At 39.4% G+C, this 22,721-nt stretch carries 18 protein-coding genes and 1 pseudogene; 15 read left to right on the top strand and 4 right to left on the bottom strand.

Annotated features, from left to right (window positions below):
• Positions 1-21 precede the first annotated feature (21 nt).
• Entirely contained in the window at positions 22-474 is a 453-nt protein-coding gene (locus GOP56_RS07395; RefSeq protein WP_163245264.1) for a GNAT family N-acetyltransferase, read from the top strand.
• A gap of 240 nt (positions 475-714) precedes the next feature.
• On the top strand, positions 715-1,242 hold the full coding sequence (locus tag GOP56_RS07390) for a nucleoside/nucleotide kinase family protein (protein WP_163245263.1): 528 nt from the start codon (positions 715-717) through the stop codon (positions 1,240-1,242).
• A gap of 114 nt (positions 1,243-1,356) precedes the next feature.
• Here the strand turns inward: GOP56_RS07390 and GOP56_RS07385 are convergent, their stop codons facing one another.
• Genes GOP56_RS07385 through GOP56_RS07375 form a run of 3 tightly spaced genes read right to left on the bottom strand, consistent with a single transcriptional unit; the run spans position 1,357 to position 3,249 of the window.
• Positions 1,357-2,013 carry an ABC-2 transporter permease gene (locus GOP56_RS07385; protein ID WP_003335827.1) on the bottom strand — a complete coding sequence of 219 codons (657 nt, stop codon included), beginning with the start codon at positions 2,011-2,013 and terminating at the stop codon, positions 1,357-1,359.
• The gene (locus GOP56_RS07380; protein ID WP_163245262.1) at positions 1,994-2,869 is read right to left on the bottom strand and encodes an ABC transporter ATP-binding protein; all 876 of its coding nucleotides are present in this window, start codon (positions 2,867-2,869) and stop codon (positions 1,994-1,996) included. The genes GOP56_RS07385 and GOP56_RS07380 overlap by 20 nt, the downstream gene beginning before the upstream one ends.
• Positions 2,866-3,249, bottom strand: a complete 384-nt coding sequence (locus GOP56_RS07375; RefSeq protein ID WP_003344392.1) for a GntR family transcriptional regulator — start codon at positions 3,247-3,249, stop codon at positions 2,866-2,868. The genes GOP56_RS07380 and GOP56_RS07375 overlap by 4 nt, the downstream gene beginning before the upstream one ends.
• A 278-nt stretch (positions 3,250-3,527) precedes the next feature.
• On the opposite strand from GOP56_RS07375, the pseudogene GOP56_RS07370 reads away from it, so the two are divergent.
• From GOP56_RS07370 to GOP56_RS07305, 13 genes and pseudogenes are all read left to right on the top strand, one after another.
• A pseudogene (locus GOP56_RS07370) lies at positions 3,528-3,790 on the top strand (transposase); the annotation flags it as partial.
• A 242-nt stretch (positions 3,791-4,032) separates the two neighbouring features.
• On the top strand, positions 4,033-5,166 hold the full coding sequence (locus tag GOP56_RS07360) for a GNAT family N-acetyltransferase (RefSeq protein ID WP_163245260.1): 1,134 nt from the start codon (positions 4,033-4,035) through the stop codon (positions 5,164-5,166).
• A 108-nt stretch (positions 5,167-5,274) separates the two neighbouring features.
• Positions 5,275-11,100, top strand: coding sequence for a non-ribosomal peptide synthetase (locus GOP56_RS07355; protein WP_163245259.1), 5,826 nt, complete (start codon positions 5,275-5,277; stop codon positions 11,098-11,100).
• 429 nt (positions 11,101-11,529) lie between these two features.
• Positions 11,530-12,336 (top strand): hypothetical protein, encoded by an 807-nt coding sequence (locus tag GOP56_RS07350; protein WP_003335836.1) that lies wholly within the window; start codon positions 11,530-11,532, stop codon positions 12,334-12,336.
• Between the two features lie 136 nt (positions 12,337-12,472).
• A complete protein-coding gene (locus tag GOP56_RS07345) occupies positions 12,473-13,543 on the top strand; it encodes a hypothetical protein (protein WP_121474553.1) in 1,071 nt (356 codons plus the stop codon).
• 399 nt (positions 13,544-13,942) lie between these two features.
• Positions 13,943-14,620 (top strand): response regulator transcription factor, encoded by a 678-nt coding sequence (locus tag GOP56_RS07340; RefSeq protein ID WP_022586733.1) that lies wholly within the window; start codon positions 13,943-13,945, stop codon positions 14,618-14,620.
• Positions 14,617-16,413 (top strand): sensor histidine kinase, encoded by a 1,797-nt coding sequence (locus GOP56_RS07335; protein ID WP_163245258.1) that lies wholly within the window; start codon positions 14,617-14,619, stop codon positions 16,411-16,413. The genes GOP56_RS07340 and GOP56_RS07335 overlap by 4 nt, the downstream gene beginning before the upstream one ends.
• 187 nt (positions 16,414-16,600) lie before the next feature.
• Positions 16,601-17,290, top strand: a complete 690-nt coding sequence (locus GOP56_RS07330; protein WP_163245257.1) for an N-acetylmuramoyl-L-alanine amidase family protein — start codon at positions 16,601-16,603, stop codon at positions 17,288-17,290.
• 1 nt (position 17,291) lies between these two features.
• The gene (locus GOP56_RS07325) at positions 17,292-17,957 is read left to right on the top strand and encodes a GDSL-type esterase/lipase family protein (protein ID WP_003335841.1); all 666 of its coding nucleotides are present in this window, start codon (positions 17,292-17,294) and stop codon (positions 17,955-17,957) included.
• A 45-nt stretch (positions 17,958-18,002) separates the two neighbouring features.
• The gene (locus GOP56_RS07320; RefSeq protein ID WP_163245256.1) at positions 18,003-19,409 is read left to right on the top strand and encodes an MBOAT family O-acyltransferase; all 1,407 of its coding nucleotides are present in this window, start codon (positions 18,003-18,005) and stop codon (positions 19,407-19,409) included.
• A 140-nt stretch (positions 19,410-19,549) separates the two neighbouring features.
• Positions 19,550-20,584: a DHHW family protein gene (locus GOP56_RS07315; RefSeq protein ID WP_254068659.1), complete on the top strand. Its 1,035-nt coding sequence runs from the start codon at positions 19,550-19,552 to the stop codon at positions 20,582-20,584.
• 1 nt (position 20,585) lies between these two features.
• Entirely contained in the window at positions 20,586-21,098 is a 513-nt protein-coding gene (locus GOP56_RS07310) for a DUF4358 domain-containing protein (protein ID WP_163245255.1), read from the top strand.
• A gap of 274 nt (positions 21,099-21,372) precedes the next feature.
• Positions 21,373-22,092, top strand: coding sequence for an SDR family NAD(P)-dependent oxidoreductase (locus GOP56_RS07305; RefSeq protein WP_163245254.1), 720 nt, complete (start codon positions 21,373-21,375; stop codon positions 22,090-22,092).
• Positions 22,093-22,333: 241 nt separating this feature from the next.
• Here the strand turns inward: GOP56_RS07305 and GOP56_RS07300 are convergent, their stop codons facing one another.
• The gene (locus GOP56_RS07300; protein WP_003335847.1) at positions 22,334-22,681 is read right to left on the bottom strand and encodes a hypothetical protein; all 348 of its coding nucleotides are present in this window, start codon (positions 22,679-22,681) and stop codon (positions 22,334-22,336) included.
• Positions 22,682-22,721: the final 40 nt, after the last annotated feature.

Genomic DNA, 22,721 nt, shown 5'->3' with positions numbered 1-22,721 from the left:
TATTCTACAAGAGGTGAAAAAATGGAGATTAGAATGATACATGAAACTGAGGATGTACCGATGGAATTACTGTTGTTGGCAGACCCATCTGAGAGGCTTGTGAAGGAATATGTAGCGAGGGGGCAATGCTATATTATGGAACAGGATCGACGAATTATTGGTACATATGTGCTTATCCCGACTCGTCCAGAAACAGTAGAGCTTGTCAATGTCGCGGTTGATGAAGAATTGCATGGGAAAGGATATGGAAAACAACTAGTTTTACATGCCATTGAAAGTGCAAGATTGAATCATTATAAAACGATTGAAATTGGAACGGGTAATTCAAGTGTTGTTCAATTAGCACTTTATCAAAAATGTGGATTTAGAATGACTCATATTGATAAGGACTTTTTTATCAGACATTATGACGAACCGATATTTGAAAATGGCATACAGTGCATAGATATGGTACGTCTATCGCAAGACGTATAAGATTTGCAACTCTTAGATTTATTTACTTCTAGATAGACCAAGATAAACAGTAATAGGACTTGGGGCACCATTTTTATCCTGATTGTTATAGGGGCATGTTTCTTTATTATTTGGATTTCTCTTTTTTAAGCTAGTAAAGAGTAAAGGGAAGTTTTAGCAGAAGATTGAAGGAATATCTGATGGTAATGGAAGACTAACGATTAGGTCTGTTAACAAAACGAGTCATCCTAAGGAGGAAAAATGAATCAGAAACCAATAGTAATAGCCATTGCGGCTGTGTCGGGTGGAGGTAAGACAACCGTTGCAAAAAATGTAGCTAGTAAACTTAATGATGCTAAAACCATTCATTTCGATGATTATGACATTGAAGGACCAAGTGATATTGGTAGATGGGTAGAAGAAAGTGCAAGTTATGATGATTGGAATGTTGAGCCAATCGTAAAAGACATCAAATCGCTAGTACATGAATCTAACGTGCAATATATTATTGTAGACTATCCTTTTTCCTATCTTAATAAGCAGATGAAAGAATTGATAGGTCATTCCTTTTATATTGATACACCATTAGATATCGCGATGGCAAGAAGATTCCTTCGTGAGCCGATGGATTCGATCAATGATGTCATAGATGATTACGAACTATATTTGGAGGTGGGAAGAAAGGCATACAAGCTGATGGAAAATAAGGTGAAACTTGATGCGGATTATATTATTGATGGTCAGCTTCCTCTAGATGAAATTGTAAAAGAAATACTGAATAATCTATAAGCTGTAAAAAAATAAGCAGATTACAAGCGTGGCATGTGTTTGTAATCTGCTTTTGAAAATAGAATAGCTGTCCAATTGCGTACATTAACTGCAAACTGCTGCAATCATATATTCCTATAGATTTTTTTGCGCATAAATATGTAAAGAAATGTACATAGATAGGAAACCAATGAATAAGGCAATACCTAATGGAAGCCAATCTATGATTATGCCAGGGATTCCTTCAGTAAAAGAAAAATGCCAGGATAGGTTTGAAGATTGTATCCCTTTTAAAATAGTAGGAAGTACAAAAGGTGTTAGAAAGATTGTAAAGAATGAGATATATCTTGTTTTCTCATAACCTAACTTAATTTGAACGGGTATTAATATTCCAAAGAAAATAGAAACGACCAATAAGGCTATTCCGAAAGTCAAAGGGGTTAGCAATTCTAAACCAATAGATGCTCCAAGTACTGTTGCTAGGTTATACAGTATGAAACAGCTCAAAAAGATGAAAAGAACCAATAGGTATTTTCCCTTAATGATGCCATTTCGTGTATAAGGGGTAGTGCAAAGCAGAACAGCACCTTTATATTTCTCTTCTGACATTGAAACCATATTAAATAGAATAAATTCTGCGAATATCACTGTGATTAGAAAGCTGATAAAGCTACCTCCACTGAATTCTAGCTTCGAATAGAGATAGATGGGGCCAACAACTGCAAAAATGAGCATGGGGATGATATATTTTTTGGCAAGAATTAAATCCTTTTTAACAAGATTCAAAACCATTTTGATGTCCTCCTATATAAGCTAGCATTACATTTTCGATAGATGGTCTCTCTACGATGACACCATTCATCTGTTCTAGAATCGCTTCCGGCTTATCTGTAATTCCTTCAAATCCGTATGCTGTTTGGCGCAGCTTTACGAATAATTTCTCCGTATGCTGATTAATCAAATGATTGTCGCCCTTGATTAAGGCATGGCGGTCTAATAGTTCATCCTTACTCTCATTAAATATGATTCGACCATTATCAATGAGGATAAGAACGTCAGCAATCTTCTCTAAGTCAGAGGTTATATGAGTAGAAAAAAATACACTTTTTCCTTCCTCTTTCATAAATTCTAACAGGATCTCCATTAGCTCACTTCGAACGAGTGGGTCTAGGCCGCTTGTTGGTTCGTCCATGATTAATAAATCGGCATGATGAGAAAGAGCCAAGGTAATGGCAAACTTCATGCGCATCCCTTTTGATAGATGAGAAATTTTTTGATCTAATTTTAATTGAAATCGCTTGATATATTGGGAAAATACTGATTCATCCCAGTTACTATAAGCAGGGGCTATGATACTTTTCATTTCTTTTAATGTCATTTCCTCATAGAAATAACCCTCATCCAAGACTATTCCAATCCGATTTTTTATTTGTTGTTCATGTTTTTCTATGTCTTGGCCGTTAAAGCGTATTACTCCTGAATCCTTTTTATAGAGTCCGAGTATTGTTTTTATCGTACTAGTTTTCCCTGATCCATTCGTGCCAATAAATCCAGTAATACAATTTTCTTGTAAGGAAAAATTAATTTGATCCAAACTAAAGCTGTCTAATTTCTTGGTTAAATGATTCACTTCCAAAACATTTTTCATTGTTCTTCATCCTCTTCAAAAAGTATATCCATCATGGCATATAGTTCTTCTTTCTGAATCCCTAGGTTTTTTGCCATATGCCATACCTCTGATAATTTTTTTTCTACTAGGTGCTTTTTCGTTTCCATTAATATATCTACATTTTCTGATGCCACGAATGAGCCTCTACCTGCTTGTGTTACAACAAAACCTTCCTTTTCTAACTCCTCATAGACTCTTTTGGTTGTAAGTACACTAACCTGAAGATCATTTGCTAATGAACGAATGGAAGGAAGCTGTTCTCCTGGCTTTAATTCTTCACGAAGAATAGCCGATTTAATTTGATCCTTTATTTGCTGATATAATGGTTGACCAGAATTATTTTGAATAATAATTTTCATGAGTGTACTCCTTGTTATTCTAACTGTATATTATGATAATACACAGTATACACAGAGTCAACATGCATTACACTTTTAGTAACGATTAACCGGTGTAAGAAGAGATTTTGCTGAGCTTGTTTATCGTACGGTTAATACTAAAATTATAATTGTAATTTTATGTAAATTAATATAATGTATGGTTATTTAAAAGGTACAATGTGTTAATGACTATCTGTTGAAAAAAGATTCATGGAGTTAGTATAGTCTCATGGACACCTCTTAGTTAAATCCTTACAATGAAAACAAGAGGAGATGAGGAACACAAAAAAACGAACAAGAGATACAATGAAGATTTTAAAAGAACAGTGGTAGATCTTTATCACTCTGGTTACTCTGTAAAGGAATTATCTAGCGAATATGGTATTTCAGAAGTCACTATTTACAAATGGATCAAAGAATTTACTCCTCTCGGGAAGCAGGACAATCTATTGCACCTAAAGAGATTGCTGCTATGCAGAAGGAAATGCTTCGATTGAAACAGGAAGTTGAAGAAATGAAAGCGATAGGTAATAATTGGAATGTGATTCGAGGGATGGTTATTAAAATGCATCTCACAAAAAGATATAATGATAATACACTGGAGAAGCTCTCCCAAAAAATCATGGAGGTTTCACAGGACGAAAGATGCTTTGCCGTACAGTTGCTTGAAGAATATAATCGTCTCCTGTTAGAAAAGAAGGCATAGGCTAAAGATTTTGAATACTAGATAAGAAAACCCACAACAGAAAGGAAACATCAGGCATGATTTATGAGCTTCCTGTTCAACAATACGATCGGATTACGGATATTTTTCGCGAACAAATCAATCATCCTATTATTTGGGGAATCATTCATGGAAATAACCAAGGAAAAGTATATGTAGATGATACAGAAAACCCAAAAACAGCATTGATATGGGCAAAATTTGAAATATTTATACTTGGTGGAGACAAGGAGAACGAATCATTTAACAGAAGCCTTGAGTCGTTCATTCGGGAGAGGATTGCACCAGAGAGCTTGCAGATTGGTGACATTTCTTTTCAGCTAGAGTTCGCAGGGGCGAATACGGGTGAAGGAACAGTGATTGATAGGCTGAAAAGCTATCTGCCAAAAGCTTATGGACGTTGTGCTTTCACATTTAATGAAGCGAGGTATCGAGAGCTTGGAAAATGGCATGATCAGACTCCCTTTGGCTACTCTGTAGAAAAAATTACTCCGGAATTAATGGAGAGGGACAAAGAGGGCGTTATTCGAGAAGAGCTGGAGAACTTCTGGGTCTCTCCAGAGGTTTTTTTCGAGAAGGGTATTGGCTATTGCACCATGCAAGGAGATAAGGCAGTTAGCAGTTGCCTTTCTGTTTATGCAAGTGAAGGAAATATTGAGATCGGCATTAACACCTACGATATGAAACATCGGAACAAGGGATTGGCAACACTGGCTGCTCGCGCTGTGCTGGATGAATGTCTTCAGCGGGGGATCACTCCACATTGGAAGACAGAACATTTCCGTTATGCGTCCATAAGACTTGCAAATAAGTTAGGCTTTGAAAACCGTCGGGATTACATGGCGTACTATTTCTTTTATCGAGAACAAGATAATCTTGTCAGCAGTGCTTATTACCAGCTAAAAGAGTTTGGCGATGTCGTTACAGCCAATGACTATGTTAGAAGAGCAAAAGGTATGGGAGAACTGGAAGACTGGCATTGCTTTCTCATCGCTTGTGGCTTTGCTGTGAGTAAAGACACGACTACTGCTCTTTCCTATTTAGAACGAGCTATTGACAAGGGCTGGAGTGATACAAGCGACGTGAAATTTGAAAATGACTTGAAAAATTTGCATGGGTTAAAAGAATGGGAGATTCTGACCAAAAAGTTGTTTTTAACAGAAGATGAATAACGGTACCGGTTATGAAAATAATGATTGAATTGCACGATGATCAGAACGATTTGGGTAAGGAGACTGCCCAAATCGTGAACGCAATCTTCAACTTCAAGGACATCACACATGTGGCATGCAAAGCAGGATAAGAAGGACTTCTTATTAGGAGAGATGCAAATGCAGTCAATGGGTAGGATAAACGTTTCAGAAGATCGAATGATTGTTGCAAACCAGAAGTCAAAGGAAAGAGATTATTGGCAGATGAAGCTGTCAGGAGAGCTAACGGAGTGCCACTTTCCCTACGATCAAAAAAATCAAGAGAGCCCTTGTGAACAAAGAGCTTATGTAAAAAGTGTTGTTGATGGCTTGACTTTTAACCAGCTAATGAAGCTTTCCAATGGCTCTGACATTCGCCTACACATGATTTTGACATCTGTATTGAACGTGCTGTTATACAAATATACGGGCCATACTGACATCATCGTGGTCACTCCGGTCTTAAAGCAGGAAACAGAAGCTGATTTTATCAATACGATCCTTATTCTTCGCAACCAATTAAGAAATGAAATGACATATAAGGAGCTACTCTTACAGACTAGAGAAATGCTGAATGATGCGACGCAAAATCAAAATTATCCGCTTTTATCCTTATATGAACAGATTATGGGGCATTCCGGGTCTGATTATTCAGCTCTCTTTCATGTTGGAATTCTGCTAGAGAACATCCATGATCATAACTACCTACTTTCAAACCAGCCGGAAGTCTTATTCTCATTCCTCAAAACAAATGACAGTCTTGAGCTGGAGATTGCATTTTCGACCGATCGATACCACAGAGCCGGCGTTCAAAGAATAGCTACTCATTACAAAGGACTATTACAAAAGATCTTAGATAATCTTGATACACCTTTGTCTGTCATTGACATGCTAACAGAGAACGAGAAACTACAAATTCGTGATTTTAACGATACGCAAATGGAATTTCCTACAGAGAAAAACTTATATGAGCTTTTTGCGTTACAAGCTGAAAAGACGCCAGATGTAATTGCTGTGGCAGATGACAATCGTCAGTTAACCTATGCTGAGTTGAAAGACAGGGCAACCCAAGCGGCGTATCTATTAAAGAAAAAAGGAATTCAACAAGAACAAATCGTAGGTTTGATGTTAAAGCGTAATATAGATATCGTAGTTTCGATTCTAGCTATCCTGCAGGTTGGCGGTGCATACTTGCCACTCAATCCGTTTCTACCAAAAAATCGCATTCAATCCATGTTAGAGGACACGAATTGCCCGCTTCTCATTACTAATGAGGAGTTCCTTTCTGACAGTTCGCTTATGGCGGACCTCCCAGACTTGGAAGTGCTAAGTGTAACAGAGCTTCTTTCCTATAAGACAAAAGAAGCGGAAGAATTTTGCAAGGTAAATCCATCCAATCTTGCCTATGTGATTTTTACATCTGGTTCAACAGGTAAACCAAAAGGTACGATGATTGAGCAGCGTAGCGTTGTTAATCTTATTTGGGGGCTTAGCCAAGAATTATATGGCACATATTCATCCCCTCTGCGAGTAGCCATGGTGTCGCCACTTGAATTTGATGCATCCATACAAAACATGTTTGGTTCCCTGTTAAACGGTCATAGTCTATTTATTGTTCCAGAGGATGCACGAGTCGAGGGAGACAAATTGGTTGCTTTCTATCGTAAGCACCAAATCGAACTTTCAGATGGCACACCAACTCATCTACGTATTTTAGGGGACTGCTTACACAAAGCAAACACTACCGATTTGGCTCTCAAACACTTACTCATTGCAGGCGAAGCGCTTACGCCTAAGGTTGTAGCGAATTTTGTACGTCATTTCTCAAACAAACCAAAAATACTCAATGCCTATGGTCCAACGGAAACCTGCGTGGATTCCACATCCTGCCATGTAATCTTGGAAGAGGTTGATCGAGTTAACAATATCTCCATCGGGCGGCCACTGGCGAATCAACAGGTATTTATTATAAATGAGAATAATCAGCTTCAGCCAATTGGAATTCCTGGAGAGCTATGTATTGCGGGTGAGGGATTAGCCAGAGGTTACTTGAATCGTCCTGAGCTAACCGAAATGAAGTTTACGCCAAATCCATTTCTTGATTTATTTCCTCAATCTAGTGAACGCATGTACAGAACAGGAGATTTAGCCAGATGGCTGCCAGATGGAAATATCGAATACCTAGGTCGCTTTGATGAGCAAGTAAAAATACGCGGTATGCGCATTGAAATGGGCGAAATCGAAAGCATGCTCCTCACATATTCAGGCATAAAAGAAGCTGTTGTGATTGGTTTGGATAGTAAAACGTCGCAAGAAACCTATCTGTGCGCGTATGTCGTAGCAGATCATACAGTAGTTGCAAGAGAAGTACGTGAGTTTCTTTCGAAGGATCTACCTATCTACATGGTACCTACCTACATAATCCAAGTGGATAAGCTACCCATTACCTCAAATGGAAAGATAAATAAGAAAATGCTTCCTCATCCCGAGGATGTATTTGAACATATGTCCAAGGCACAGTACGTTGCTGCCCGTAACGAGACAGAAGCAAAGCTTGTAGAAATCTGGCAGAATATACTTTCAAAAGACCCGATTGGTGTACACGAGAATTTCTTTGAACTTGGTGGTCATTCGTTAAATACGACGACGCTTGTTTCACGCATCATGAAGATCTTCCATGTGGAGGTTCCCTTACAGGTTATTTTCCAGCATCCGACCATTGAGGAGCTTGCAATCTATATTGATCGGGGCGAAAAAAAGCAGTATCAAGCAATTGATCTTGTAGAAAAACGTGATTATTATCCCGTTTCCACTGCACAACAGCGTCTTTTTGTCATGAATAAATTTGAAGGGGTAAGAACTAGCTACAATATTCCAGGAGCACTAATCGTTGAAGGAGAGCTTGATCAAAAACGATTCGAACAAGCTATTCAGGAATTGATACAACGTCATGAAAGCCTGCGTACGTCGTTTGTTTTCCTAGATGGAGAACCCGTGCAAAAAGTGCAGGAGCATGCCACGATTGACATCTGGTTTCAGGAAACTACGGAGGAGCATATCGATTCGATCATAGACGAGTTCATTCAGCCTTTCGATTTACGTCAAGCCCCTTTACTTCGGGTCGGGTTGGTAAAACTCAACGAATATCGTCATTTGCTACTTTTTGATATGCACCATGTTATTTCCGATGGTGTTTCCATGGCGATTTTGCAGCAGGATTTTATAAAGCTTTACGCTCAAGAAGAGCTTTCTGTCTTGTCCATCCAATATAAAGATTATGCGGCGTGGCAGCGCAAGCATATGAAAAGTGATGAGATAAGGCATCAGGAAGCCTTCTGGTTACAGACTTTTAAAGATGAAATTCCAATTTTGCAACTACCTACTGATTTCCCTCGAACAGCAAAGCAAAGCTTCGACGGTAACCGTGTCATTCAACGTTTCCCAGATTCTCTCGCGAAGCAGTTGAGCGGTTTTACAGAATCAACAGGTACTACTTTGTATATCGTCTTACTAGCCGCTTACAATGTTCTTCTTCATAAATATACAAAACAAACAGAAATTATTGTTGGGTCACCTATTGCTGGACGTGTCCACGCAGATACGGAAAAAATGGTGGGGATGTTTGTCAATACATTGGCGATGAAAAACAGTCTAAACCAAGATAAACCGTTTCGTCTTCTCCTTCAGGAAGTAAAAGAAAATGCCCTGCAAGCCTATCAGAATCAAGAGTATCCATTTGAAGAGCTGGTCAATAAGCTACAGTTGGAACGTGATAACAGCCGTAATCCTTTATTTGATGCGATGCTGATCATGCAAAATATTCCAGCCTACCATACACAAGCGAACTCACTTACCTTTACTCCCTATGAATATAAACACAAAGCATCTAAATTTGACATTACATTTGAAATTTTTCAAGAAAAGAATGGGCTTTTGCTCCACGTAGAATACGTGACGAAATTGTTTAAGCAAGATACCATTGAGAGAATGGTGAATCACTTTTTTGCGATTATAGAGCAGATACTTCGAAATCCAAGCATTAGCATTTCTGATATAGAGCTCCTAACGCAAGCAGAAAAAGATAAGATTCTTTATCAATTCAACAATACGAGAGAGGAGTATCTAAAAGATAAACAGGTTCATCAATTATTCGAGGAGCAAGCGAGACGCAATTCGAAGCAGATCGCTCTTATCTTTGAAAATCAGACATACACGTATGAGTTTGTGAACGAACGAGCGAACCAATTAGCGAGAAAATTACGTGGCTTAGGGATTGGAAAAGAAGATGTGGTAGGTTTACTTTTTGACCGTTCGGTAGAGATGATTCTAGGGATTTTAGCGGTGATGAAAGCGGGTGCTGCTTATGTAGCAATCGATCCTGATTACCCGGCGGAACATGTACACTACATTCTTGAAGATAGCAAAACGCAGGTTTTACTAACGGAAACAAAGCATACCGATACCATTGCTTTTACGGGGCCAATTCTTGATCTTAACGCTGAAGCTCTCTATGAGGGAGATACAGCAAACCTTGAGCCTATATCTACAGCGGACAGCCTTGCTTATATTCTATACACATCTGGTTCTACTGGAAGACCAAAGGGAGTCATGATTGAACATAGAAGCATCGTCAATTATCTATTTGCCATGCAAAAGACCTATCCAATGACAGCCGCTGATGCTTATCTCTTAAAAACCCCTTATACCTTTGACGTATCAGTGCTTGAATTATTTGGCTGGTTCATTTCTGGCGGATCATTGGTGATTCTTGAACCAAATGGACATCGAAATCCTAAGCGTATCCTCCGTGCTCTTGAGTCTTATCATGTAGCACTTATCAACTTTGTTCCATCCATGTTTAAAGTATTCCTCAATTCGATTCACGAAGAGTCAATTGAGGTTCTCAATAAGTTGAAATACGTCTTGGTAGCGGGGGAAGCAATCTCGCACGACCTCGTCGAGCAATTCTACTCTCTTACAAGGAATGTAAAACTTGATAATCTCTATGGTCCTACAGAGGCGACCGTCATCGCCACAAGCTTTCCGCTGAGAAACGCAGGAGAGTATCATACATTGCCGATTGGCAAACCGATTCAAAACGTTCAGGTTTATGTGATGAATGAGTCAATGCAATTGGAGCCAATCGGGATCGTAGGGGAATTATATATTGTTGGTGCAGGTGTGGCGAGAGGCTATTTGAATAAGCCTGAGTTGAATGAACAGACGTTTTTTGCTAACCCATTTGTAGCCAATGAGAGGATGTATCGGACAGGGGATTTAGCAAGATGGTTACCTGATGGAAATATCGAATTTTTAGGCCGAATGGATCATCAGGTGAAAATCCGTGGATACCGCATTGAATTGGAAGAAATCGAAACAAGACTTCGCTCCTATGAAGGGATAGCTGACGCTGTGGTACTAGATAAAGATGATTCACTTGGAAATAAACAGCTAGTAGCATACATCATTACCACAAATTCAATCAATATGAGTGAGATTAAGGAACATTTGAGTAAACAGCTTCCAAGCTACATGATTCCAGCTCATTTCATGACACTGGATACACTTCCCATAACGACCAGTGGAAAAGTAAATCGACGTGCACTTCAGGATGAAGCTCTACTTTTACCACCAAGGAACCAAGAAGGAGAAGAACCCAAGACTGTATTAGAAATGAAGCTTTTGGAAATTTGGAAACGTGTCTTGAAAGTTGAACAAGTAGGGACAAACGAGGATTTCTTTGAGCTTGGGGGAAATTCATTACTTGCTGTTACTCTCGACTTAGAGATGGAGGAAGAGGGATTAATCTCCGATGATCTGGTTGTCTATGAACACCGAACCATCCGAGCATTAGCAGGATTTATCGAACAAAAAGAACCAACCAATGGCGAAGTTGAGACGCCTATGGAAAAATAAAACCTGCGGGCACAAACGATTATTACCTGTTTGTGCCCCTTATTTTTTTATAATGTCATATGTTCGCAAGCTATGTTTTTCTTTGTTAAAGTCGATAACATAAAAATAAGATCATCCGATGTAAATGAAAAAATTGTTTTTTTATTGATGTTACAAAATTACATTTGAACACTACCAAAATACCGTGTATACAGCACGGTATTTTATTATGAATTGATACTAAAAAACTAGAATTTCCTTGTACGAAAAAATAAAAAAATTATAGATTATCAGAAATATAAATGTTATTCTCATAAAAGGAAATATTTGGTGGTGATTTTTATAAATCAATTCTTAAATACGGTATAAGAGCGTTCTCAATTGTTTCTCTTCTATCTATATGGTCTGATGACTATCAAAACAAAATTTGTAAAAAGGAGAGTAGATATCATGAAAGTACATAACAAATTTGTGGCTTCTGTTTTAACGCTGTCCGTTTTAGGTGGTTTAATGGTGGTACCATATTCAGTAGTTGCAAATCCAAGTATCCCAGAGACTATGGAACCAGGAACCATTGTTACGTATGATGAAAATAATGAAATGATTGTCCATAAGTACCAATTTAATAATAATAATGCAAAGCGTTCAGCTCTTATTAAAGAAAATAGGCAAAATCTAAAACTCCTTGAAGAAGAAACGGCAATTTATGAAAAAGTGAAAAAAGATGCAGAATCGTTGCCTGTTTTTTATGTCGACGAGCCAGTATTACCGAAACCTGAACCTGGAATGACTATTTATTATGATGGAATGGGGTTACCTACAAAGATCGTTGATGCTAAAGGCAACTTAGTTGATACCGAGTCCAAAGCCGCTGCTTCTTGGACCCCTCCGAAAAATGGTGTTTACATTTATGGTAAGGATGATAATAAACTCACCATCACAGATAGCTATGTTCAAGGTGAAGGATGGGTATCATGGTATGATGGAATGGGCGAAAAAGGATCGGACAGAAAAGTATTAAAAGAAAAACATTGTGCTACAAAAATGAAATATGACAGACCTGCATACAATACGAAGATCAAAGTGAGGAACTTAAAAAATGATATCGTTGACTATGTATATAAGGCAGATGTTGGTGGCCTTCCTAATGCAGTCCTAGATATCATGCCTGATAAAATGGAAGATGACTTTGATTCTCCCGTAGACAGAAAAAAGAAAACTGGTCGATTTCAGGGAAGGACCTACTACGAAAAGTAGAACAGCTGCTCTTCTAAAATAGCTCATACCAAAAATGTACTTATAACTGATTGATAAGTGTCGAGTTATTTTACGACACTTTTCTCTTTTTCAAAATAAAATGTAGTGTTATTTGTTATATAGGAGGGAGCCAAAAATGAAAAAAATCTTAACTACCTTCATTCTTGTCGTATCTGTAGCGATCAATGCCTGTACTCCAAATACTAGCACCACCAACACTTCGACTGTACCGCCTTCTGACTCAAATGCTGAAAAACATAACCAATCTGAATATTTTTCCCTCACCGTGACAAACAAACAAAATGAAAACCATTTTTATACATACGATATAGATGCAAAAACCATAAAAGAAATGGCCAAAACCCCTGATACTGCTCAATATCCTCTTGGAGCTGTTGACCTAAATACTAAGTCACTCTATTATTCCGAACGTGATTCTACAGGGTCTGACCAACTGGTAAAACTCGATCTTGCTACGAAAAAGAAGGAGAAATTAACCACCAATTTATTTGCAATCAATTATATTATCCCAGTGGGAAATCAAATTATTATAGCCGCTGCCGAAAAAACAAAATCAGCGGTCCAATTAGCTTCATATAACCTACAAACAAAAAAACTATCATTTTGGGTTCCTCCAAATGATGATGATACTTCAGTAAAACATCTAATGTATAATCCATATACAAAAAAGCTGTATGCCACTCTTTATTCTAATCAGGAAGATGAAACACTTACCAGAAAAGCAGCAAAAGAACAAGCACCTGACATTGATGCAGCCACTCATCGTGTCGTCGAATACGATATGAATCAAGGAGAACAAAAAAAACCAAGAGAATTATACAAAGCAAAAGAAGTAATCAGATTATTCTCTGTCTCAACAAATACAGAAGTTGCACTGATAAAAAGTGGCTCTAATGTTTTTAAAGAAAAACAAATGTATCTTTTTTATTTTGATTCAGGCAAAAAAGAGCCACTTGTTATTCCAGAACTAAGTACAATCGAAGAGGCATATTTTGCTCCTGATAAACAAGGTCTTTTCATAAAAGGAAACCTCAAAACGACTTTAAAAAATAATAACATAACCGAAGATGGTCCACCGAATGGACTATTCTACTTTGATCTTAAGACTCATAAAATTAGCGAAATATATTCAAAGCCCGACAGCTATATAAATAATTTCATACTGCTAGAAAACTCATCTAAGTAGCAGGGAGATTGATTGGGAACCCGTATTTGTGTAAGCGTTAGGATGGCTCTCCTCATACATACAAGTAGTCCTCACCATATTTAAGGTGAACAGGGCTATTTGTGTTGTCATTTATAGCTTTCTTAGGATGAAACAGTAGGTCTGTTAGTTTAGTGGGACGAGCGTGCACTAGTATTATTAAAGTGAGTTCATTTCCTTAAAAATTACGCAAACAGGAGGAAACCGTATCATGAAGAAATTAAGTTAAATAGCCCTGATAAATATAAAAAACCCTTGCTAGTGCAAACACGGGGCGTAGGAATGGGCATCCCTACATGACTGAAAGTTCGTGGGCAACTGATAGAAATCCTTTTTCGAATATGATAGTATATCAGATAAAATTGCTCAGGGAGAACATACATGCGAAAAACCATCTTGATAGTTGAAGATGAACCAATATTGCGGGAGATCATGAAGGATTATTTTATAAATGAAGGATATGAAGTGTTAGAAGCGGCAGACGGAAAAGAAGCACTCACGATTTTTCAGGAAAGTGAAGTACACTTGATTATTTTGGACATTATGTTGCCTGAATTGGACGGATGGACTGTTTGCAAACGTATTCGTAAGACATCCAATGTACCTATCATCATGCTGACAGCTCGTGTCGATGAGGATGATACGATCTTTGGGTTTGAGCTGGGGGCAGATGATTATGTGACCAAGCCATACAGTCCTCCCATTTTATTGGCACGAGCAAAAAGGCTTCTGGAGAGTCGCGATGTTTCCGGGCTGGTGGGTGAAGGATTGTCGAGTAGCGGGATTACCATTCATTTCCTGTCCCGAACAGTTACCGTAGAAGGTGTTAAGACCGATTTAACGCACACCGAATTTGAAATTTTAGCTTATTTAATGAGGAATAAAGAGATGATCATCACGAGGGAGCAATTGATCACCAAAATATGGGGGTATGACTTTGCCGGCGATGATCGCACCGTGAATAGTCACATTCGTAATCTGCGCTCCAAACTAGGGGAGAAATCAAAATGTATTACCACAGTCGTACGTTCAGGTTATAAATTTGAGGAGCAAGTATGAAGAGTAGCATTGTATTGAAATTGTTTATCTGGACAACGACTTTATGCTTGTTCATTCTTGCTTCCATTTATGTGGGACAGACCGTTTTCTTCAAACAATTTTACATCAATAAAAAAGTGGCGGATGTCCAAGCGAACCTGGAAACATTCGCACAAGAGTATGGAAGGAACAGCGGAGATGCGCAAGTGACCCAGAGACTGGAGCAAGAATATTATCGCCAACACAATACATGGATCACCACGCTGGATCGTCTGGGGAATATAAACCATGCCGATGATTTTTCCATAGAAGTAAAGCTGTTGCCCGATAAGGACAGCCCCTTTTCCAATCAGACACTCATGATTCCGTTATATGGCTTCATAAATATTGAGGAAATTCGCCAAGGAAACAGCTTTCTTCACACAGGAGCAATGGTTACCATTGAAGGAATCAAGAAAGATAAGGCGGTTGTTCCTTATCGACTTGGGGTGGAATGGGGGAAGGTAACTTTTGAAAATAATCAAATCGCTAAAAAAGAGCACGAGATAATTCCAAAATTTCAAGACCAGGAAAAATCGCTAAAAGCTTTCCCATCCATCTACCTTTTTGGAACCATCACCAAGACTCATCTTCCTGTAAAGAACGAAACACCCCGACTATTATATACAAACCTTGTCTTTATGGACCGGATCAAAGAATTTCAAGCTAATCTTTTACTAAGTCCGGAAAAGATGAAATTGACTATCCCGTGGACGTACCTTGTAGAAGAAAACGATATCAAGTACCAACTGTTTGTCCATCCCATCCAGAACAAGGACGGGAAGCCAGTCTATATTTTTGCTATGACATCGCTGCAGCCTGTTGATGAAGCAATCAGCATGATTAAAGAATACTATGTGTATCTCATTTTATTTGTACTGCTCCTCATCTTGTTGAGTTCGTTCTACTATTCGAAGCAGATCGCGAGGCCTTTGCTACGGATCAACCATACGACTAAAAGGATTGCAACCCTAGACTTCTCAGAGAAAATTCCCGTTGTGTCCAAAGATGAGATCGGAGACTTATCACATAATATTAATATGCTCTCTGATCGGCTACACTCCTACATCGAACAACTGCAGCAAGATATTGAGAAAGAGAAGCAATTGGAAAATACGAGAAAGGAGTTCATCTCAGGAGTATCGCATGAGTTGAAGACTCCACTCAGTGTGATCCAAAGCTGCCTGTCGATCCTAAAAGATGGAGTGGCGAGCCATAAGAAGGATTATTATTTCGATGCGATGGAAAATGAAGTGAGAAAGATGGATATGCTCATTGTGGATATGCTGGATCTTGCTAAATACGAGTCCGGAACGTACAAGATGAAAATGGAGTTGTTTCCATTAGATGTGGTGATTAAGCAGATTTGTGAGAAATTACAGCCAGAAATCGAGAGCAAACAGTTGCATTTGCATACCGAGCTTGTTCCGATCAAGGTAGTGGCCAACCAGTTGCGCATCGAGCAAGTTCTTGTCAATTTCCTGACCAACGCTATTCGTTACACGCCTGATGGGGAAACCATCATGATTTCGATCGGCGCAGAACAGGATATGGCAATCGTTTGTATCGAAAACAAAGGAGCTCATATACAAGAAGAGCACCTTGAGAAAATATGGGATCGATTTTATCGAGGGGAGTCTTCCCGCCATCGCTCCACAGGTGGAACCGGGCTCGGTCTTGCCATCTCTAAAAAGATTTTGGAGCTCCATGACGTACCTTATGGCGTTTTCAATACGGAAGATGGCGTTATGTTTTACTTCCATCTCCACAAGTAAGTATAAGTCAACACCCAAGTGCAGAACCCGCTTCTGCGCTTTTTTTGTTTTCTTTCCGTTTTAGCGTATTCTTTAATCCATTTCGATTTCTTCTGCACTTTATCTTTATCTCTTTCTATTATCATCTCATTGTGAGCAAGAGAATGGAGCCTTGCGGATGTAAGTAAGAGGGAGAAAGGAGTAGGAAGTGATCGTCAAAAAGAAATTTATTTATATGGTATTGCCCGTATTTGTCATCTTTATTGTTGGGTTATTATACAGCAATCCTAACAACAGTGATGCAAGCGACAGTTATGTAAACAAGAGCTATGCCAATCCTCAAGTCTATAAGATTGTCATTGACCCGGGACACGGTGGAAAAGATCATGGCGCAAAGAGCGTAAGTGGTCAAGCTGAAAAGGATTTTACTCTGCAACTGGCACGAAAGGTAAAGGAGTTATTGGAGCAAGATTCGCGCATGAAGGTGTACTTGACCAGAAGCGATGACAGTTTTTTATCCTCGATTGATCGAAAGAGACCGGAATTTGCCAATCAGATGGGCGCAGATTTGTTTCTTTCCATCCATGGGAATACGTATACAGATTCCACTGTTTCGGGTACAGAAACGTACTATTATCGTCCCGAATCTCTTCCGTTTGCTGAGAGCATACACAAGCACGTGATAGAAGCGACCGGATTTCGGGATAGAGGGGTGAAAAAGGAGGATTTTTTCGTTGTCAAAGACACGGAAATGCCGGCAGTACTGCTTGAAGTAGGGTATGTAACGAATCCGATGGAGGAGCAAAAACTGTTGAAAGAAGATTTTCAATATCGCATTGCCACTTCGATTATCGAGGGAATTCAAGATTATCTATCAAACACAAGAGAGGAAGACTGACATGAGAAATAAAACTTTTGCAATTATGCTGACGGGGGTCATCGCATTATCCTTGGCAGCGTGTGGAAATCAGGCAAATGAGCAAGCAATGGGTTCAGTGACTCAAGAAAGCAAATCTGCTCCCACTATAGCAGAGCATTCGTATAAAACCACGTTTCAAACAAGTGTATTTTTAGGGGATTCTATCATGGAAGGACTGTCCTTCCATGATGTTTTGGACGAAGCTAATGTTAGTGCAGGTGCAGGGAAAACAGCCGAATTTGCCTTGGAAGATGTCAACGATCTGGCGAAAAGAAACCCGAAACATGTCTTTATTCAATTGGGATCGGATGACATCCTGTGGCCGACAGATGATCCCCTGAAATACTCGTATAAGCATTACGCAAAATTAATCGACAGCATCAAAGAAAGACTTCCTAAAGCAAAAATAACGATCTTATCGGTAACCCCGGTTACTGTGGAAGCGGAGCAGAAAGAACCCCGTTATCAAAAAATTGCAGAGTACAACAAAGGATTACAAGAGCTTGCTGCCGAGGAAAAAGTAGCGTTTGTCGATTTGTCTCCGATCTTTACCAACAGCCTCGATCTGTATGATAAGGACGGCATCCATTTCAACGAGAAATACTACAAACTTTTGCTGGACTTATTAAAAGGCTACGTAAACTGACATGCTGAAATTTTTAAATGACTGCAGGTCAGGAGGTGACGAGCGTTGGTATTCAGCAGTCTCATCTTTCTATACTATTTTTTGCCGATAACGATTTTACTCTATTTTTTAGTACCCACAGCTCTGAAAAATGTGATTCTCTTTGCCGCCAGTCTGGTGTTTTATGCGTGGGGAGAACCTGTATACGTATTCCTCATGCTCTTTTCAACCGTCTTTGATTATGCAAACGGACTATTGATAGACAACTTCAGGCACCGCAAAGGGATTAGCAGAGCTGTTTTTATCTGTTCGCTTGCCGGAAGCTTGGGCATTCTCGGGTTCTTCAAATATAGCGGATTTGTCGTGGACAATCTCAATCACTGGCTTGGCCTGAATTTGCAAGCTACAGAGCTTCCACTTCCGGTGGGAATTTCATTTTATACATTTCAAACGATGTCTTATATCGTAGATGTGTACCGTAATCGAGTGCCTGTACAAAAAAATATCCTGTCCTTTGGGCTTTACGTGACGATGTTTCCACAGTTGGTGGCAGGACCGATTGTTAGATACAGCGATATTGCCAAGCAACTATCCTTTCGAAAAGTGACGTTGGAACGATTCGGCGAAGGAGCGGAATTGTTTATCAGAGGACTTGCCAAGAAAGTGCTGCTTGCGAATAACATCGGTATTCTGTGGACGAATGTGAAAGCGATGCCTGCAGAAGAAGTCACAGTTATTTCCGCCTGGCTTGGAATTATGGCCTTTAGTTTTCAGATTTATTTTGACTTCAGCGGATATTCGGATATGGCGCGCGGTCTAGGAAAAATGTTCGGCTTCGATTTTATGGAAAACTTCAAGTACCCTTACATTTCGAAAAGCATAACGGAGTTCTGGCGCAGATGGCATATTTCTTTAGGCACCTGGTTTCGGGAATATGTGTATATATCCCTTGGAGGGAACCGGGTAGGCATGCTGCGGCAGTTCATCAACTTGTTTGTAGTCTGGTTTTTAACTGGTCTATGGCATGGCGCGAGCTGGAATTTTGTGATTTGGGGATTGTATTTCGGAGTGTTGATCATGATTGAAAAATGGATTCTTTTAAGCTGGCTGCAAAAGTCGCATGCCTTTGTCGGGCATGTCTACACGCTTATCTTCGTGATTGTAGGATGGGTATTCTTTGAAGTCGAGCATGTTTCTGACGCCTGGACATTCATCCAAACGATGTTTGGATTCGGTTCGAATGACGTATATGATGATCAATCGCTTTACTACCTGTCCAGCAATTTGATTCTTTTGCTTTTGTTGGCCTTGTGCGCAACACCATTTCCGAGAAGGGCTGTTTTGTACGTGAGAGAAAAATTCCATTGGGCAGGAGGTATTGCTGTTTTTACTATGCATTTCCTTTTCCTGCTTCTGACCACTGCTTTCTTGGTCAATGATACGTACAATCCTTTCTTATACTTTCGATTTTGAAGAAGGTGGTTTTTCTGAACAGATCTAATCATTGGTATCCGCACATACTTGCGATCCTGTTGATCGTTTTTTTATGCGGCATGTTGGTATGGAACCTTTTGACTCCAGATAAGCTCTTTTCGGAATCGGAAAACCGGAGCTTGGAGCAGCTAGCGAGCTTTTCCTCACGCAATCTGATGTCGGGCAAGCTTGCTTCCAATGTGGAGAAGTACATTGCTGACCAATTTGCGGCAAGGGATTTTTGGATCGGTTTGAAAACGGATGCGGAACGAGTTATCGGGAAAAAGGAGAGCCACGGGGTTTATTTGGGTAAGGACGGATTTTTTCTGCAAAAATTTACGCCGCCAACAGACGAGAATCTGAAGGAAAAGGTAGCAGCAATCCATGCCTTCGATGACTCCACCCCCGATCTTCGAAAATACGTGATGTTTGTTCCCACGGCTCAGAGTGTGTTGGCCGACAAGCTCCCTTCCAATGTCTCGGATAATGGCGAGCTCGTGTCCAGAGGCAAGGTCCAACGATCTCTTCGTGAAAATATTCATATTGTTGATGTGTATCCAGCGCTTTTTGCCAATCGGGAGCAATCCATTTTTTATAAAACGGATCACCATTGGACTACCAATGGCGCTTACTATGCCTATCAGGCGTTGGGCAAGCAGATGGGGTTTGAGCCGAAAATAAAAGAAGATTTCCGTATTGAAACAGTGACGAATGGCTTCTACGGTTCCCTGTATTCCAAGAGCGGTTACAGACACATGAAGCCCGACAGCATTGAGCTATATTTACCAAAGGATAACGGTAGATACAGCGTAGAGTATGTTGACGAACAGCAACGGTCGGACTCCCTGTATGTGATGGATAATCTGAAAAAGAAGGACAAGTACACCGTTTTTCTCAACGGGAACCACGGCCTGATCAAAATAGCAACGAGCAATCGGAAGGGCAAAAAACTGCTGGTTATCAAAGATTCCTATGCCAACAGTTTTCTTCCCTTTTTAACACAGCATTTTCAAGAAATATATGTCGTCGACCTCAGATATTATGAGGGGAATATCAAGAAGCTCATCCAGGAGCAGCAGATTCACGACATGCTGTTGCTATACAATGTCCAGACGTTTTTTGAAGATCCGTCTATCCAGGTCTTAACAGAACAGGCGGAGGAGAGAGGGGAGTAGAATGGAAGGAATTTATTCTAGCATAGGTTGTGGTTGCAGGAAATGGTTGTCTGCATTCCTTGCTTGCACAATTCTGTTTTGTGTGATGACTGGTTGTTCTAGTGAGGGAGAAGATACCTCCATTCGTACAGCGATCGAGGTCGGAGAACACATCAAGCAAGCCGTGAATTTGGAAAAAATGAAGCAAGGTGATATGGCTAAGCTGCAAAAGCTTTATCACATTGCTCCTGAGGAGGTCGAGGACTTTATCCTATTTACCTCTTCATCTAATGTGGAGGCGGACGAACTCTTGGTACTGAAAGTGAAAGACCTGAATCAGGTGGATGTCGTCAAAGAAAATGTGCAAAAACGAATTGAGGCCCAAACCCTCAAATTCAGAGACTATCGCCCGGAAGAATATCATCTCGTTGAAAAACATGTTTGGAAGGCGAAGGGCCAATTTGTTCTGTTTGTGGTCTCCAAAGAAGCTGATCAAATTGATCGTGCATTTGAAGAGGTTTTCAATAATGAATGACCAATGTCTACTTTAAGGGGTGCACTTCAATAGGTTTATGGTTAGCATAGGGCTTTTTTTATTTTTTGATCATAAATAAGGAGATGAAACTATGAAAATTAGTGAGATTGCCAAACAATGTGATGTTGTACACGAGCTGGTTTTAAACATTAAAGAGAATGACAAAAATCCGTTCAATATCTATTTCCCTGATCTAACGTAAATTGACTGAAATAATGAAAGATGATAACATTCTGAATAATTATGGTAAATTACGGAAATAGGGGGTCGTTTGATGAAAATATATATTATATTTGGAGCTAGCAAAGGTTTAGGAGACGCTTTTGTTAAAGGCTTACCCAGTTCTGGTGATCAGGTATGGATTGTGTCCAGAAGTAGGCCCAGAAGCTTAGACTTACATGACGGAGTTCAGCGAATATGGCTGGAAGCCGATTTATCGCAGCAAAATAAAATAAAAATGATTACGGATACTCTTCAACATGAAAGAATTGATGTCCTGATATACAATGTTGGGGTGTGGGAAAAAGAAGGGTTTGAAGATCATTATGACTTCGAACAGGACGATCCAGAAGATATTGCTACTATCATTCATACAAACATAACATCCACGATTACTTATATCCAAGCCTTGTTGCCAAATCTAAGAAGATCAGAAAGTGGGAAGATCATCCTAATTGGATCGACTGCTGGGTTAGATAATACAAATAATTCTCAAGTATCTTTTGTGAGTTCTAAATTCGGGTTGCGAGGCATAACCAATGCTTTGCGAGAACATGTCAGAAAAGATGGAATTGCTGTTACTTGCATCAATCCAGGTGAACTAGCAGCAGAAATTCCATATGAGGCTGGTGCCGAAAAAGCGATTTCTGAATATAACGGTACACGGATTCCAGTCCAGGATATTGTCTCTTTAGTCAAATGTGTTGTGAACTTGTCAAAGGTTTCGTGTGTCAAAGAAATTCATGTACCAGCTATGACAGATTTAAATGCCTGACTCAATCTAACACGACAAATCAACATAAATATCTTACATTTTTTGGTAGCAAAATATATCTAAAATACACCGTAATCTTGTAAATTAAGATCGCGACATCAGCGCGATCTTTTTCATTTTAGATGTTTTCTTTTTGAAAGGACTATTGTTTTCCAGCGGATCAGTAGGCGGTGGTTTTTGGGACATGTACGAGAGTGAATTGAAAAGCTCTCCTTCATTTAATAGGAGAGCTTTGTAGAGCCTATCTTCTATAAACTTTATACACTATTTCATCTTCTCCATCGAGAAGCAGTTTAATATAACCACCGGTGAATTGGGAATCAGCTCTCATGTACCATGTTTGATTATAGGGATTTTTATATACCTCTAAATGTGAGTTGCCTGATATCACTACATATGAAATATTACGCATAGAATACAAAGGCACTGGTTGTCCACCTGGAACTACAAAAAGATCTCCAGTTCTTATTTGTGCTTTAACAATCTGTTGCTCTTGAGCGGAATCTAAAGTAGCCGCAGACGCGAAACTACCGCCAAATCCACTCATAAGTCCTAAGGCTAGGGCACCAACAACAAATTTTTTAAACATTTGCCTCAACTCCCTAAAAATTATTTTTTGTTACAACACA

This window comes from Brevibacillus sp. 7WMA2, from assembly GCF_010748895.1.
Taxonomy (GTDB): Bacteria; Bacillota; Bacilli; order Brevibacillales; family Brevibacillaceae; genus Brevibacillus_B; species Brevibacillus_B halotolerans.
Note: the sequence above shows the minus strand (reverse complement) of the source record. Positions and strands in the feature narration are given on the sequence as shown.

Bases quoted from the DNA above. Each gene is read 5' to 3' on its own strand.
- GOP56_RS07395 (WP_163245264.1), top strand. From the start codon at position 22: ATGGAGATTAGAATGATACATGAAACTGAGGATGTACCGATGGAATTA.
- GOP56_RS07390 (WP_163245263.1), top strand. From the start codon at position 715: ATGAATCAGAAACCAATAGTAATAGCCATTGCGGCTGTGTCGGGTGGA.
- GOP56_RS07385 (WP_003335827.1), bottom strand. From the start codon at position 2,013: ATGGTTTTGAATCTTGTTAAAAAGGATTTAATTCTTGCCAAAAAATAT.
- GOP56_RS07380 (WP_163245262.1), bottom strand. From the start codon at position 2,869: ATGAAAAATGTTTTGGAAGTGAATCATTTAACCAAGAAATTAGACAGC.
- GOP56_RS07375 (WP_003344392.1), bottom strand. From the start codon at position 3,249: ATGAAAATTATTATTCAAAATAATTCTGGTCAACCATTATATCAGCAA.
- GOP56_RS07360 (WP_163245260.1), top strand. From the start codon at position 4,033: ATGATTTATGAGCTTCCTGTTCAACAATACGATCGGATTACGGATATT.
- GOP56_RS07355 (WP_163245259.1), top strand. From the start codon at position 5,275: ATGTGGCATGCAAAGCAGGATAAGAAGGACTTCTTATTAGGAGAGATG.
- GOP56_RS07350 (WP_003335836.1), top strand. From the start codon at position 11,530: ATGAAAGTACATAACAAATTTGTGGCTTCTGTTTTAACGCTGTCCGTT.
- GOP56_RS07345 (WP_121474553.1), top strand. From the start codon at position 12,473: ATGAAAAAAATCTTAACTACCTTCATTCTTGTCGTATCTGTAGCGATC.
- GOP56_RS07340 (WP_022586733.1), top strand. From the start codon at position 13,943: ATGCGAAAAACCATCTTGATAGTTGAAGATGAACCAATATTGCGGGAG.
- GOP56_RS07335 (WP_163245258.1), top strand. From the start codon at position 14,617: ATGAAGAGTAGCATTGTATTGAAATTGTTTATCTGGACAACGACTTTA.
- GOP56_RS07325 (WP_003335841.1), top strand. From the start codon at position 17,292: ATGAGAAATAAAACTTTTGCAATTATGCTGACGGGGGTCATCGCATTA.
- GOP56_RS07310 (WP_163245255.1), top strand. From the start codon at position 20,586: ATGGAAGGAATTTATTCTAGCATAGGTTGTGGTTGCAGGAAATGGTTG.
- GOP56_RS07305 (WP_163245254.1), top strand. From the start codon at position 21,373: ATGAAAATATATATTATATTTGGAGCTAGCAAAGGTTTAGGAGACGCT.
- GOP56_RS07300 (WP_003335847.1), bottom strand. From the start codon at position 22,681: ATGTTTAAAAAATTTGTTGTTGGTGCCCTAGCCTTAGGACTTATGAGT.